The following is a 14,967-nucleotide window of genomic DNA, read 5'->3' as shown; positions in this document are numbered from 1 at the left end:
CTAAGCTATGCATATCTACACCGGCTGTCTCGCGAGAGAATCGCAAGGGGACGACTTTCGACCACGAAAGCTCATCATCCAGATTCCATGTCTGAACGAGGCGGCGACGCTGCCGATCGCTCTGGCAGCGTTACCTAGGCAGGTAGAAGGATTCGATATCGTCGAATGGCTGGTCATCGACGATGGATCAACGGACGATACGGTGGAAGTCGCGAGCAAGGCAGGTGTCGACCACATTGTTTCACATCCCTGCAACCGTGGGCTCGCGGCCGCTTTCATGACCGGTATCGAGGCCGCCATCGCCGCAGGCGCCGACGTCATCGTCAATACCGACGCCGACAACCAGTACCACGCCGACGACATTCCCCTGCTCACCGGGCCGATTTTGCGTCATGAAGCCGATATGGTGGTTGGTGCTCGCCCCATCGCGGATACTGAACACTTTTCCCTTCTGAAAAAAAAATTGCAGGCGCTCGGCAGCTGGGCCGTGCGTATGGCCAGCCGCACCGCAATTGCCGATGCACCTAGTGGTTTTCGCGCGATAACGAGAGAGGCCGCGCTTCGCCTCAATATCTTCGGAAATTACACTTATACGTTGGAAACGCTCATCCAGGCAGGGTTGAGCGAGCTTCGCGTCATTTCCGTTCCTGTGCGGACGAATCCCGACCTGCGTCCCTCGCGCCTAGTTCGCGGCATCTGGAACTACGTCTTTCGTTCGCTTGGCACGATTCTTCGCGTCTTCATCATCTACCGCCCGTTCGTGTTGTTCGCGGGCGCCGGCGCAATCTGTCTGGCGATCGGCCTGGGATTGGGCGTGCGCTTCCTCTTCTTCCTGTCGACCGGCGACGGCCAGGGACATATCCAGTCCGTCGTGCTTTCGGCCTTGTTGCTGATCCTCGGCGCGCTCGTATTCATGATGGCGCTGATCGCCGACCTTATCGCGGTCAACCGCAAACTCTCCGAGCAGATCCTCGTCCGTGTTCGTCGACTGGAGCAATTCGGCGTGACGACGGACACGTCGCAAGCAGCAGAAATCGACTCGGACGCCGTGCGTTGAGTGCGGCGTTCAAGCGTCACCTCGGCCACCTTGCCATCGGCGCCGGCCTCATCCTGGCAATCCTCGTCTACAACGCCATCCCCGGAAGGACGGTGCCGGGGCTGGGCCAGCCTTTGTGGGTTACCACGTTCGCCCAGTCGATCGCCAACCAGAACCTGCTGGCACTGACCTCCAACAATACGGGTGCGCCACTGCCGGCCCCCATGGCGTTCGGCCTGCCGGGTGCCTATTCACTGGCGCTCCTGTTACGTGTGGGCATGGCGGCGCCAACGGCATACGCGCTCATGTGCGCGGCATGGCTGGCTCTAGCGTATGTGGGTGCCATTCGCCTCGCCGTCCGGATCGGGCTCACACCGACGCGTGGTGCCTTGCTGGCCACGGTGTGGCTGTGCCTGCCGATGATCTGGGGCCACGCCGGTTATTCAATGCTCTCCATCGGATTCGCACTGCTGCCAGCGTATCTTGTTCCAGTATTCGATGCCGGACAGCCAAACACCAGACAGGGAATCAGGCGGCGGGCATTGATCGCTCTTCGCCTCTTGATCGTTGGCACGATCGCCGCATTCATGGATGGCTATACGTTCGTCATGTACGCGTTCGCTTCGATGGCCTGGCTGGCTTCGAGCATCTTCGCCGATTGGCGTGCACGTCGGACGAAGCAGTGGTGGAGCATCCTCGCCCAAGCAGGTGCGTTGATCGTGGCGGCTTCGCTTTATCGGCTATACATCGGTGGTGCCGGCTACTGGATTGCACCGCTTTCCGCGTTCAGAGGTTGGGGCATCGACCTGGCATTCCTGGTACAGCCGACGAGCGGCACCAGCTGGCTGGGCGACCTCCTTCATGTCGGCCAGCATCGCGATATCGACCTGTGGTTCGGAGATCGTTCGGTCTGGGATACCACCTTCGCGTTGCCACTGCTGCTTGCCAGCGTTATCGCTTGGCAAACGGCGGTCTCGCGAGAGGGCTGGCGAATGGCCGCCCTCGCGATGCTCGTGTTCGGCGTATACATGTCGCTAGGGCCATCGCTGAAGGCATGGTCTCGTCGCACCGACGCCACCGTCATGGCCGATGGGAACCCACGTTTCATGCCCGAGTCCGCCGCCCGCATGCCCACCGGATCCGGCTGGGCATCGGCGCACCTCCCTGCGCTGAACAGCATGCGTGCCCCTTATCGCTGGCTCGGATTGGGCATGCTTGGCATGTGGCTTGTCCTGGCGCTGAGTCAACGACAAGGCAAGAGCAGTCGAGCTGCGCACGTCGCGACATGGATCGTGCTCCTCGTCAGTCTGCCGCCGCCATCGGTCCGCTTCGCGGATGGCCGTGGATATCACGCGATGTGGCATCAGGTCGACCATGATGTCCTTAAGCCCTTTCGCAAAGAGGTACCGCCCGGCAGTCTGGTAGTCGGCCTTCCGTACAACAACGATTTTCTGCTTGGCTATCTTGCGGCAAAAAGTCGGGTGAGGACATACAACACGGGCGGCGACAAGAATATCGCCCTGGCGGCACCCCACTGGCCTGCGCCTATGCGCGAACTCGAGCCGGGCCAGTTTCCAGTTAACCTGCTGGATACAGCGGAACGCCTGTTCATAAGCGACGCCGCGACGGCATTGATGATTCCGCTCTACCAAGAACCGATCGCATCGCACGCGTGGCCTTGCTTACCAGTCGCCGAGATGGAGGTATCAGATGAAGACGATGCTCCCACGAACCGTTGCCCTGCAGCGATCGCCCAGAATGTGGAGCACCTGCTCGGTCCGTTCAATGGAATCCCGGGTTTCCGGATTGTCCACACTCCGTCGTTCATACTGATAAGTCCCGAGCCCGACTTTCGCGACCCACGCAAGCGCGATGAGAGGTTGGCTGCCCGGCTCACAGCCCCACCTGTATATCCACTCACCCCTGCAGACATGACACAAGGAGTCGCATCCCAAGCACTACTGGCCGGGTGGTCTCCGGTGGAAAGTGATCATGTCTGGTCATCCGACCAGGCAAAACTTCGCCTTCCTCTACCGCGCGACTGCCAGACGCGGACCTGCACGATCAAGCTTGTCTTTCATACCTATGCGGCCAGTCAACTGCATCCGAAAGATGTGACGCTGCGAGCGGACAACGCGACTGTCACCGAGAGTATCCGTGACGACAGCTTCCACGACATCACCATTCCGTTGAGCGGCCCAAGCAAGCTCGCCACCGTGGGTATCGAGGTTCACGGCGCGACGTCGCCGTACGCACAAGGCGAATCCGAAGATAGACGGGTGTTGGGCATCGCGCTTTTCCGGGTGGAAGTAGGCTTCGCCGCTGCGCCTCAGTGAATAGGTTCGCTCGGCGGAGACTCGGCATGAGTCTGTTCGCACCGCCAGGCCACGGTTTCCTGCAGGAGGCAGATCTTTACCCTTGCCGTGCCGGGCGGAAGTTCGGCGGGAATGTGGACGTCGACGCCGGCGGTGCTGCCTGGTGGCACGACAGCCTGGAAGTATCCACGACCCTCAGCTGGTAAACGATGACCACTGGCATCTTCCGCGAAGGCCCCGATCATCAGCGGCAGCGAACCGTCCGACGTCAGACTCACGGTCCCGTGATTGGCCACTCTCACCCGTACCTCGCAGCCGCCGCAGGGCGTGACTGAGGCTGGCCAGATGCCTACGTTCAGACTGTCGGCATCTACGGGAGAATCAAACCCCGGGAGTCCCTTTATAACGGTAGTCAGGATGTCGGTATCGTAGGCCAGGACGACGAATCCCGCCTCGGAATAGCGGTTGATCGGCTTGCCTACCGTCGATTCGATGCGCTCCAGTACCTCCGGCGTCGCCTCGGAAGCGTCGAGCACGATGGCCTGGCGCGATCCACTCGTCCCCTGATGGAAATATCTAGGCATGTGATGCGCGAACGGGCCGAAGCGGGGAGCTATCGACACCGGATATCCCTCGACGGAACCGCCGGAAAGTACCGTAATGACGTGCGAGTACCAATAGGTCGAAGCAAACGCACCGATATGCTCACGCTCTAGCAGAGCTGCAAGCGCGAGGCGCTCGCGATAGCTTCCACCGAGCCCCGTTGCATTCATGTCGCGCTCGATGGACCACTGCGCAGAAAGCGCTACGGCGAATAGCGCTGTCACGGTCGCAAGAGTACGCCTACGGGAACCTGGGGCAGACGACGGGAGCACAATGGCCACCACGGTCACCAGTGAGTTCATCATGGCAAATGTCAGGTAGCGTAACTCGCCGGTACCGAGGAACAACGAAGGTGCGAAGACCAGCGCTGCGATGGTCACGCCATACATGGCAATGGTTGCCCATGCGAATGCCACCACGCCTGGGGCGTACCGCCACGCGCGCAAGACGATAGCGACAGGGGAAGCCGCCATGGCCACGGCCAAGATCCACAGACAGGCTTGAACCAATCGCCGCCAGGGCGACAACATCGGCCACTCGACACCAACGCGCAGATAGTCGAACCATGCGTACGGAAGCATGATGAGGTGCTTCCACATGTCCGCCGGGGTGGACAGCCCCAGGCGAGCTGCTGCGTTGAAATTGTGGATATGCGGCATGATCGCATAGCGATTCACCACCAGGCCGAGCGCCGCCCCGCCCAGCATCGCGACCATGATCGGATGCAATGTGCCGCGCAGGCGATCGCCAATATTGCCCTCACCTCGCAGCAGGCTGAAGACAATCCAACCTCCGGCGACGGGGACCACGATGCTGATGACGCCGCGCGCCGGATTGCACATGGCACCCAGGAGGCCCATCGTCGCAGCCACGGCCAGCCACTTCCACGACTGCCTGTCGGCTCTCCCCAGACTCCGCGCGGCAACCGCCGCGGCCGCGCTCAGGAGTAGGGAAAGCGCGGCCCACATCGAATAGGCACCCTGAGCCACGGTGAACTCGAACGACGCAGCGCATAGCCCTGACGCAACTAGGGTGGCACTCAACCATGCACCACGCCAATGGCCGAGCACGGCCCTGGTGGCGACGAGGGTCGCAAGAACCAGGCTGATATATGCAAGCCAGTCCGCGAGGGCGTTGTTGAGGTAGGTCAAGCCGGTCGCCGGATAGAGCAGTTCCGAAAAGATCTGCGGTCCGATGAAGAAAAGGTCGCCGTTTGCGTACACCCACTCGCGCGGGATGACATGTCCTTCGGACCAAGCCTGACGAGCGAGGATGGTTTTCAAGGCACCATCGCTGTGGAACGTGTAGCGGTAGTCGCCGAAAAGGGTCATCGACACCATGGCGACCGCCGCCAGCGCGCATGCCACGTACAGGAAGACGGCCACGCGGGACGGCGTCGATAGCGGGGATGCCACGCCGGTGGTGCGCCGTGCGCGTGAATGATCGTTGGATGCGTCCATGGAAATCCGAAGGTGGAGCTGCTTATGCCGCCTTGGTACAGACCGTTACGGCAAGCGAATAAGGGATGTAAAGCATGTCGTGGCGAACTTCGGTCACATGACCCTGGAACCGGGCCGGCACCAGAGCCTCATATGCCTCCGGAGTACGCACGTGTTGCCCACGATCGCGTTTAATCAACTCCCGCGCGATCCGTGCCTGTCCTTCGACCAGGGTGGGATCGACCGTAATCAGGCGACCGCCTGGGGCAAGGCGGTCATGGAGGTTTTCCATCAGACGTCGTGCGCTTTCATCGTTGATGTGATGAAGGACGCCGAAGACGATGGCCAGGTCGCACGGGGGCATGGCGTCCGGCGCCATCTCGTTGAGATCCGCACAAAGAAAACTGGAGTTCGGCCGCCCCGCGTGCCGCTTCTTCGCGGCATCGATATAACTCTGCGACAGGTCGAAACCGAAGTAGTGCGACGATGCCGGAAGGAAAGTCAAGATATCGGCGGTACCGCATCCGACGTCGACTACGATGTCCGACGAGCCCCGGGATACGTACTGCTCACAGACCTTCCGTTTCGACGCAACTGCGCCGACGACCGTCTGGAACGTGTCGTAAACGATTGGGAGCGAAAGAACCCTACGAATGCCGGTGGTAATCTGATCCATCTGCTGACCTCTGAAAGTACGCTTGAGATACGTTGAACAATTGCTGCTTCGCGGTTACAGACTCAACGATCGCTACGCAGGATCCAGCGGGACAAGAGAAAAACGAACGGAATAGTGCCGCCTACCGAAACCACATACGCCAGCCAAGCCGGCCAACCCGCACCATCGACAAAGATACGCAGCAATACGAGACTGGCGAAAAACTGGACCAGGTAGACGAATGGATAAGCGAGTGCGGACCGCCAGGTGAAGCGCTGGCGAAAAACGAATCGTGCGTTGACTACATATGCGAGCGCAACTCCAAACACGTACGACCCTGCATAAGCGTTCTGGTAGGTGAATATGCGCAGCAGCAGCAGGAAACATGCGTAGCTGAGGACCGCGCACAATCCACGCACGACGACGAAGCGGACGAACTCGCTACCGGTCCAGGTGGACGGATGCAGCCAGCGGCGCACGACTGAGCGCCGCGTCACATCGACAGCGGTCATGCTGCCACCATCAGGCATGCCGATGGAGCGCCCGCCATGGCTCAGTGCCTCTCCTGCGGGGCTGTCAGATCGCTGACGACAAATACGGGCTTGCGATAGGTCGCCCCCATCAGACGACCGATGTATTCACCGATCAGACCGAGAATTGTGAGCTGGACTCCGCAGGCGAACAGGATGACCGACATTACCGAGGTGTAACCGGGCTGGTCGATGATTCCGGTGAGCCGACCCCACAGGAGATAGACGATGTAGAGAAAGCTCATCGCTGCCAGGACCATACCGCCGTACGTGGCGATGCGCAGCGGCACATGCGAAAAGGTAACGAAGATATTCAGGGCGTGGGCGACAAGCTTCTTGAACGTGTAGGCACTTTCGCCGTGCCGGCGCTCTCCGTGTTTTACCTCAACTGTGGCGACGCTGCTGGTGATCCAGGACAGCATGCCATCGATGTAAGGCCTGTTCAGACCGAAGCGCGCCAGTTCGAGCGCGATGGGACGGTGGATGGCGCGAAACGACGTGTAATCCGAGTTCATGTCGGGAAAGGCGCGAGTCAGGCTCCAGCGCATCAGTTCCGAGCTCAAGTTGCGGAAACGATTATGCGTGCGCACTGGAAAAACACCGTAGATCAACGGCTGCGCCGGCTTGCCTACAGCCAGCAAGGATGGAATTGCTTCAGGCGGATGCTCCAGATCGTCGTCCATGGTGACGATCCACTCGCCTGACGCATGCGTGATGCCGCAGATCGTCGCCGCGTGCTGTCCGAAGTTTCGGCTGAGCCGGACACCGCGGACATGGTCGTCATACGAGGCGATGTCGGAGATCACTGTCCAGGCATCGTCCGGCCCATGATCGTCGACAAGGATGACCTCATAGCTGAGTCCTGCCTCACGCATGACCGTGCCCACGCGGGCGCAGAGCTCAACGAGCGCGGCAGTGCCGCCGTAGACCGGCACCACGATGGAGACATTAGTAATGCTGTTCATGGGTATCTTCGTATGCCAGGCCGTCAGCATGGAGGGAGAGCAACGCTTGCGCAATACCTTGCGATAACCCGCCCCGGATACGTCTCACCGAGGTCGAGACCTAGCCGCCGGGCCACCTCGGCTGTATGCCGTGTATCCAGTGTCATAGGTTCTCCCTTGGCGACCAGTGTGAAGTTCGCCTTCCGACCGAGGCTCCTTTCTAGCAATCGAACGATCTCCGGCATCGGCGTCGAGCGCAGACCGGCCACGTTGACCACACGCGGCTGCTCCCGCGGGTCCCGAACCATCTCCGTGACAATGGCGACGACATCGTCGATATCGATCAGGTTGCGCTCCGCCTTCGACCAGACCTCGAACGGCGTACATTCCACGATGTGTTGCCGGAGGTAATTGATAAGCGTGTACGGATTGTCCGTGTAGCCGACGACCTGCGGAAGGCGAAACACGCGGCTCCGATCCCCCTGGAGCACGATCGCTTCCATGTCGCGCTTGTGTCTCATGTACTTCGAATGGGCGCTCTCGCCACTGGCGAGACCGCAACTGCTGAAATACACGAGATTCCCATGCGATGTATCCATCCACCGGCGCAGTAAAGTGGACTCACGCTCGAACGCCGCCGCTTCCACGGTGCTCGAATTCGACACCCCGGATGCGAAAACGACAGTCCCAGGCGCGAATCCGCGAGCCGCCGAGAATGCCCGACCCAACAGGCCCCTTCCGACCACCGTCACGTCATTGTCCACCGCAACATGTTCCTTCATGCGAATGCCCCTCATGAGGTCGACTGGGCCGTGCCAATGTCGATGTAGTCGAGCAACCAGCCTTCCGGACGTACGTCGTACTTAGCCATGCCGAGGAGGAAATGCTCAAGAAATCCCGGCGTACTCCGCCAATGGCCTTCAGCCAGGAACAGATCCCGGTAGCGCTCAGGGTGCTTCTTGTACAGCAATGCGTCCTTCTCGAAGAACTTGTTGCGCTCCGCGGAGGACTCCCGGGCGATATCCCGGCGATGCGCCGGGTGATATACCCGGACATCGTTTCGATACGGAACGTTTCCCAGGCTCTGCAGGCGCCAACCGAAATCGGTGTCCTCCCGGAAATGAGGCTCGTCGAAACGCAGATCGAAACCATCGAGGCACTGGAAGGCTTCGTTCGTCGCCATGAGATTGGCGGTCATAAAGCCGAGGCCCGTAAACGCGACGTTGCTTACCGGACGCCAATCCGGGTCGCCCAGATGATCGGACTCCACGCGTCCCTCAACTCCAACAAGAGTATGGTCGGCAATGAGTGGAACCGCCGCCGAGAGCCAGTCCGGAAAAGGCTCGCAATCGTCGTCGGTGAAGGCGATCATGCTGCCGGTCGCGATATCGCCGCCCGCGTTACGCGCCTTGACAGCCCCCCTCACAGGCGTATGTATATAGATGACTGGGAATGTACGCGGGCGTTCCGCGTCGCCCCAAGGCTCGGCGGACTGGTCGATCACGACAACTTCGAAGTCTTTCTCTATCTGGGCGTCGAGACAGGCGAACAACCGGCCCAGATGCTCCGGCCGCTCGTAGCTCGGGATGACGACGCTGAACTTCGGCCTTCCCTCGCGGTGTGCGCGAAGAGCTGCCTTCAGTATCCACCCGAGCTTTGGCGAGATCCGCTCCCAGGCGTAGATGTCCTCAACCAGGCGACGGGCGTTCGTCGCCATCTCGACGCGCTCTGCCTCGTTCTTAAGCAAGTCCCGCAAGGCCGTCAGGGTATGCGCCCGCGAAGCCACGCGAAACACCGGCTTACCCGTGCTTACGATCCCCCTGGCACCGGGCACCGTCGTCAGGACGGGCACCCGCGCGGCCATGAAATCGAACATCTTGATGCTGGTGCCGGAACCCTGTGCCAGCGGATTGAGCGCAACGTCCGCGATATCCAGCCACCGCGCCTTCTCTTCTTCCTCCAGCACACCTGTCAGCGACACATTGGCGGGTAACGGAAGATTCGCAAGATGGGCACCGCAACCACCGACGATCGCGAAGCGCACATCTGGCATGGCCATGGCGAGCTCGGTGGCGATGAATCGTGCGGCGTCGTTGTTCGGGCCGTAGTTGCTGCCAACGAAGATGCACGTCCGTGCTTCCTTTACACCGAGCGCCTCGCGCGCAGCTGCCACCTCGGCAGTCGAGGGACGCTGCCGCGCGAATGCGAAAATCCCGTTGGGGACGACGCGAAGCTTCGCCATAGGCAAACCGTAAAGCCGCGCGAACGTTTCCCTGTCGTCATGCGAACAGGCCAATACGAGGTCGGCACGGCGGCAAAGCGCGTACTCGTCGGCAACGACGTTACGAAGCACGTCGTCCGCGTTTGCAAGGTCGCCGTGCAGGTCGGTTCGCAGCACCGACTCGACGTTCTGCGAGTCATAGACGACAAGCTGCCCGGGGCGCAGTTTATCGGCCAGTGGCGGGTAAGCCCAAGGGTGAGAGAAGACGACGATATCCGCCTCCTCGATATACGTGGTAGCCGTCTGCAGGTATTCGGTCGACAGGTGCACCTGGCTCGAAAACAGGCAATCGATAACGACACGCCCGCCCATGGCTTCAGCAGCCGCGTGCGCCGCCGCGTGATGGGCATTGCTCAACGGAACCACGATCTCGCGCAGGCCAGGTGTCAGCTGATGATCGCGAAACGCCTCGCCAGCCCAATCGTAGCTGCCGATGTAGGTCGCCTGGATGTCGTCGCCCAGCGCGTGATAGAGCCCCAGCAGGCGTTGGCGCCCGCCACCCACGGCGGGCGTGATCGGCTGCATGTCGATGACCACGACTTTCTTCTGCCCTGTCACGCTGCCGTTACCTCCAAGCCCTTGTCACGAAAAATATTCCTCTTCATGCCACGAGAACACCGGATCTGTCGATCAGCTTCCTGGCGATATCGCGCCAGTCAAGGCCAATCACCCATGCTCGTCCCCTCTCGCCCATTTCCGCTCGCTTGCCGGGATGTTCATACATCTGGTCGATCGCAGCGGCGACCGATTCCGGCGTGGGCTCGCATACGATGCCTGCCTGCTGTTCGCGCACGATCAGGGCGGCTTCGCCCGAATCGTCACACGTGATCACCGGCTTTCCGCTCGCGAACGCCTCGAGGGTCACGAAACCATAATCCTCGCGCTTCGGCGTGAACGGAACGGCAAAACACCGCGCGTAGTGGTCGACAAGGTCGCGGTCGGACACGCGGCCGAGCAACTCGACCCTTGCATCCCCGGCCGCGAGCCTACGAATGTCGTCTTCGGCCTCGCCTGTGCCGGCCAGAAGCAGCCGTACCGGCGATTTCACGTGGCGCATCGCACGAACCACGAGATCGGTGCGCTTCCAGCTATGCAACCGGCCAGGAAGGAACAGGAAAGGCTCCGATGGCGCGCTACGGAAGGGGTTTTCCCAAAGCGGCGGGTGAAGCACCCCGGATTCCAGCCCGTTCCAGTGCCTCAGGCGCTGCGCAACTTCGTGGCCAATGGCGTCGATCGACTTGCACCTCGCGAGCGCCCCTGAGTCGAGCAGATGGATCAGTTCCCGCTGCTCCAGCAACCCGGCCGTCGGCTGCGGGAACAAATCATCGAACATGTCATAGAACGCGCGGATCGTGTGCATGAGAAAACAGACATGCCGTTCATGACGGACCATCCACGTTGGCGCCTTGGTCGACACGACCAGGTCGAAAGACGAGAGATCGAGGTCGTGGAAGTGGAGGTAGTTTTCCAGGATGCGTTCGTACGTCGATTCATCCGTATATAGGCAGACTTCCTCCGCTTCGTGCCCCAGGTCCAGGAACGACTGCACGAGTGCATCGAAGAGGCGTTCCGCCCCCCCCTGTTCGCCGGACGAGGCCCGAACCGTGACGACAGCCACCTTCATTCAGGAGCACCACCCAACCGACGCATGTCCGCGTCAACCATCATGGCAATCAGTTCGTTCAGGGACGTGTGCGGTTTCCAACCCAGTTTGCGCTCGGCCTTGCCCGGATTGCCCAGCAACACGTCAACTTCAGCCGGCCGGAAGAACTCCGGATCGATGACGACGTGATCCTTATAGTTCAGGCCGACATGGGAGAAAGCGATCTCGCACATGTCGCGAACGGTCGTCGTCACGCCCGTGGCAATGACGTAGTCGTCTGCCTGCTCCTGCTGAAGCATGGCCCACATGGCTTCGACGTAGTCGCCAGCGAAACCCCAATCGCGCTTCGCGTCGATATTGCCGAGGCGAAGTTCCTTTTGCAGGCCGAGCTTGATGCGCGCCACCGCGAGAGCCACCTTACGGGTCACGAACTCGGGACCGCGCAACGGCGATTCATGATTGAACAGAATGCCGCTGGACGCATGCAGGCCAAAGCTCTCGCGATAGTTGACCGTAGCCCAGTGCGCCATGAGCTTGGCGACACCATACGGGCTCCGCGGATAGAACGGCGTGGACTCATCCTGCCTCTCGGCCTGGATAAGACCGAACATCTCGCTGGTGGATGCCTGGTAGAAGCGCGCTTCCGGATTCACGATGCGCACAGCCTCAAGGACGTTCACCGCGCCGACGCCGGTGACCTGGGCGGTGAGGACCGGCTGTGTCCAGGAAGTCCCCACGAAGCTCTGCGCGCCGAGGTTGTAGACTTCGGAAGCTTTGGAGGTTTCCATGGCACGAATGAGTGACGTGACGTCCATGAGGTCGCCATCGATCAGCGACACCTCGTTCTCGACGCCGAGTTCGCGCAACCGCCAGAGACCGTCCGAGCCACGGCGGGCCATCAGGCCGTAGACGGTGTATCCCTTATCCAGCAGAAGCTTGGCAAGATAGGCACCATCCTGCCCCGTGATACCGGTAATCAGCGCATTCTTGTTCACAGCGAGTCCTTGGTACTGAAAGTGTCGAGAATCTGTTGCAGCGTCCGCTCGAGCGTCCATTGAGGCGCCCAACCGGTGTCCCCGGCAAGCTTGCCCGAGCTAGCGACCATGCGGCGCTGCTCGCTCGGCCTCAGCTTCGCCGCATCTTGTCGAATGTCCGGGGCGACGCCCGCCTGACGGCAAAGGATCATGAGGATGTCCCTGATCTTTACCTCGCGCCCCGAACACACATTATATATCTCGCCAGCGCGACCGGACCTCAGCAGCGCGGCGTACGCCCCCACGACGTCGCGAACATCGCTGAAATCGCGCGTCACGTCGATATCCCCCGCCAGGATCTCCGCCGGCTCCATGCCTGCTGCAATCCGGGCGACCTGGCGTGCGAGGGATGGGACGACAAAACGCACGTCCTGCCCCGGGCCGATGTGGTTGAATGGCCGTGCCACGACGATCTCGAAGTCGACGGAGAGCTGATATTGCCGGCACAGCAGTTCGGCGGCGACCTTGCTCACTGCATACGGGCTGCGCGGCATGGGCGGCTGCGCTTCCACAACGGGCAGGTCCGCCTCAGGCACGGCGCCGTAGACGTCCCCCGAACTCACATAGAGCATGCGCCCCCTGAAACCCGTCGACTTGAGGGCTTCCAGGAGATTGAGCGTGCCGATCAGGTTGGTGTCGATCGTATCGCGCGGCCGGACGAACGATTCCGGAACGAAACTCTGTGCGGCGAGATGCACTACCGTATCGGGGCGAATGGCATCGATGTCGGCCAGCACCGCCACCGCGTCACGTAGATCAAGGCCAGCGGATGCCGATGCCACGCCCGTGTCGCCAAAGACACCGCGCTGGGCCTCCGCAAGCACATGCTTGCCGACAAAGCCGCTAGCGCCGGTCAGATAAAGCGTCGACGTTGTCGTACGCCCACTCATGCCTTCCGTCCGATGGCGGCATAGTCGGGCGCCGCGTTGAAATAGGCCAGCAGGCGATTGAATCCTTCCGCGCCGGGCACATCGTCTGACCACGGGACGATGCCACTGGTCGCCCGGTTCTTGTCGAGACGCTTCAACTCCACGGCGTCGAATCCGCGGTTGGACAAGGTCCATCCAAGCAGCGCCGGCGGAATCGGATTTCGGTGGGTCGGATCCATATAGAACCAGCACGAACCGACCGTGATATTTTCCGGATTCGGTGTCTCCAGCACCAGGATGCCACCCGGCTTCAGCACCCGATGCGCTTCGTCGATCAGGCGGATCATGACATCGTGCGGCAGATGCTCCACCAGGTGCATTGAGGTGATCGCAGAAACCGAGGCATCCTCGAGGCTGGCAAGGTAGGCAACGGCATCGCCTTCCACGACGTCGAGACCAAGCTCACGGCATTCGTCGAGCATCGACGTATTCATGTCGACGCCCGTGACCGTGAATCCCTTTTCTGACAATAATTCCAGCCATTCGCCCCGGCCACAGCCCAGGTCGAGAATGCGCCCGCTGCCCGGCTCGATGGCCGCCTCGGCAAACGTCGACAGGTACTCCGCCGCACGCTCCTTGATGTCGTCGCGCGAACCGCGGAACGCCTTTTCGAACGATACGTATTCGGCATCGAATATGCTTTCCGCGCTCGCGGAGCCGCCCCCGACCGACTCGGCCTTGGCCGACGATGACGCCTGGACACTAGCCAGGGCTTTGCGCTGGAGATCGATGACACCCCGCCGCGTGGCGACTACCGCCTCGCGCAGGGAGGCCTCGTGCTCGTCCAGCATCACCAGACGTTGCTCGATGCTGCGAGCGAACTCTCGAATCTCGGCAACCTCCTTGTCTTTCGATGCGCGGGCGGACAGCATCTGCTCGATTCTGGATTCCAGCTGATCCACACGCGATTCAAGGAAGCGGAAGCTGGCGAGCGTGGCCCTGGTCGACATTTCCTCATCGACGACTTCCAGGCGCCGCTCGACCGCTTCGTCGATCCGATTGATCAGGCGCCCCATATCCTGGGCCGCCCGTGCCGACGAGCTCTCCATCGTCTGCAGGTAACGGGATAGCCGCGGCAGATTCTTCAGCGCGAGGGAGAACGCGAGAAACTTGCCCAGGATGGGAACACGTCGCAACCCATGCAGCTTGTAGGGAATAAGGAGCCCATCGACATGCACGTCAGCCTTGCGCCCCTCTTCCGAAAAGCGGATCTCTCCGAGTATTTCCACTTTGCTCAAATGGCCGTTGCGCAGCGCGACCAGGTAGTGAGTCATCCCCGCACTGTCCGGCGGACGACGGAGGAGAACACGATAGGCCGTCGCAACGAATTCCTCGTCGGCGAACTGCAGGAGTTCATCAAGACTGTAGGCGGGCTTCGCAGGCAGATTGCCCGACGCCGGGAGCCAGCGCGGCAACCTGTCGGCAGGGCCCTTTCCGGCCTCTTCTCCATCGTGCTCCGTCGCCTGCGCAGCACGGCGCCGGGCCACTTCGGCACGAACGCGCTCCATGAGCTCATCGAGAGAAAGGGTCCGGTCGATGGGGAAAAGATTTTTCGGTTCTTGCTGCTGCATTTACATGCGCCCCAGGCATTCGTAATT

The 14,967-nt window shown here is 61.1% G+C and carries 12 protein-coding genes; 2 read left to right on the top strand and 10 right to left on the bottom strand.

What is annotated here, in order from left to right; all coding sequences use genetic code 11:
* The first annotated feature begins 7 nt into the window (after positions 1 to 7).
* Positions 8 to 1,057: a glycosyltransferase family 2 protein gene (locus FHS47_RS18825; RefSeq protein WP_167031881.1), complete on the top strand. Its 1,050-nt coding sequence runs from the start codon at positions 8 to 10 to the stop codon at positions 1,055 to 1,057.
* Positions 1,054 to 3,372 (top strand): hypothetical protein, encoded by a 2,319-nt coding sequence (locus tag FHS47_RS18820; RefSeq protein WP_167031878.1) that lies wholly within the window; start codon positions 1,054 to 1,056, stop codon positions 3,370 to 3,372. The genes FHS47_RS18825 and FHS47_RS18820 overlap by 4 nt, the downstream gene beginning before the upstream one ends.
* On the opposite strand, the gene FHS47_RS18815 is transcribed toward FHS47_RS18820, so the two are convergent.
* The 10 genes from FHS47_RS18815 to FHS47_RS18770 all read right to left on the bottom strand — a co-directional run bounded on the left by FHS47_RS18815 (position 3,366) and on the right by FHS47_RS18770 (position 14,940).
* Positions 3,366 to 5,414, bottom strand: a complete 2,049-nt coding sequence (locus tag FHS47_RS18815) for a hypothetical protein (protein WP_167031876.1) — start codon at positions 5,412 to 5,414, stop codon at positions 3,366 to 3,368. The two genes, FHS47_RS18820 and FHS47_RS18815, sit on opposite strands and share 7 nt — an antisense overlap.
* 22 nt (positions 5,415 to 5,436) lie before the next feature.
* Positions 5,437 to 6,069, bottom strand: a complete 633-nt coding sequence (locus tag FHS47_RS18810) for a class I SAM-dependent methyltransferase (RefSeq protein ID WP_167031874.1) — start codon at positions 6,067 to 6,069, stop codon at positions 5,437 to 5,439.
* 62 nt (positions 6,070 to 6,131) lie between these two features.
* The gene (locus tag FHS47_RS18805) at positions 6,132 to 6,560 is read right to left on the bottom strand and encodes a GtrA family protein (RefSeq protein ID WP_167031872.1); all 429 of its coding nucleotides are present in this window, start codon (positions 6,558 to 6,560) and stop codon (positions 6,132 to 6,134) included.
* Between the two features lie 41 nt (positions 6,561 to 6,601).
* On the bottom strand, positions 6,602 to 7,543 hold the full coding sequence (locus tag FHS47_RS18800; RefSeq protein WP_167031870.1) for a glycosyltransferase family 2 protein: 942 nt from the start codon (positions 7,541 to 7,543) through the stop codon (positions 6,602 to 6,604).
* 23 nt (positions 7,544 to 7,566) lie between these two features.
* Positions 7,567 to 8,304 (bottom strand): NAD-dependent epimerase/dehydratase family protein, encoded by a 738-nt coding sequence (locus FHS47_RS18795; RefSeq protein ID WP_167031868.1) that lies wholly within the window; start codon positions 8,302 to 8,304, stop codon positions 7,567 to 7,569.
* 11 nt (positions 8,305 to 8,315) lie between these two features.
* On the bottom strand, positions 8,316 to 10,340 hold the full coding sequence (locus FHS47_RS18790; protein ID WP_167031866.1) for a glycosyltransferase: 2,025 nt from the start codon (positions 10,338 to 10,340) through the stop codon (positions 8,316 to 8,318).
* A gap of 64 nt (positions 10,341 to 10,404) precedes the next feature.
* Positions 10,405 to 11,427, bottom strand: a complete 1,023-nt coding sequence (locus FHS47_RS18785) for a glycosyltransferase family 4 protein (RefSeq protein WP_167031864.1) — start codon at positions 11,425 to 11,427, stop codon at positions 10,405 to 10,407.
* Positions 11,424 to 12,401 carry a GDP-mannose 4,6-dehydratase gene (gene gmd, locus FHS47_RS18780; RefSeq protein ID WP_167031862.1) on the bottom strand — a complete coding sequence of 326 codons (978 nt, stop codon included), beginning with the start codon at positions 12,399 to 12,401 and terminating at the stop codon, positions 11,424 to 11,426. The genes FHS47_RS18785 and gmd overlap by 4 nt, the downstream gene beginning before the upstream one ends.
* Positions 12,398 to 13,330, bottom strand: coding sequence for a GDP-mannose 4,6-dehydratase (locus FHS47_RS18775; RefSeq protein WP_167031860.1), 933 nt, complete (start codon positions 13,328 to 13,330; stop codon positions 12,398 to 12,400). Before FHS47_RS18775 ends, gmd begins: the two co-directional genes overlap by 4 nt.
* Positions 13,327 to 14,940, bottom strand: a complete 1,614-nt coding sequence (locus FHS47_RS18770) for a methyltransferase domain-containing protein (protein WP_167031856.1) — start codon at positions 14,938 to 14,940, stop codon at positions 13,327 to 13,329. The genes FHS47_RS18775 and FHS47_RS18770 overlap by 4 nt, the downstream gene beginning before the upstream one ends.
* Positions 14,941 to 14,967 lie beyond the last annotated feature (27 nt).

It is taken from the genome of Luteibacter sp. SG786 (genome assembly GCF_011759605.1).
Classification (GTDB): Bacteria; Pseudomonadota; Gammaproteobacteria; order Xanthomonadales; family Rhodanobacteraceae; genus Luteibacter.
The sequence above is the reverse complement of the archived record's forward strand: the minus strand, read 5'-3'. Positions and strand labels throughout refer to the sequence as shown.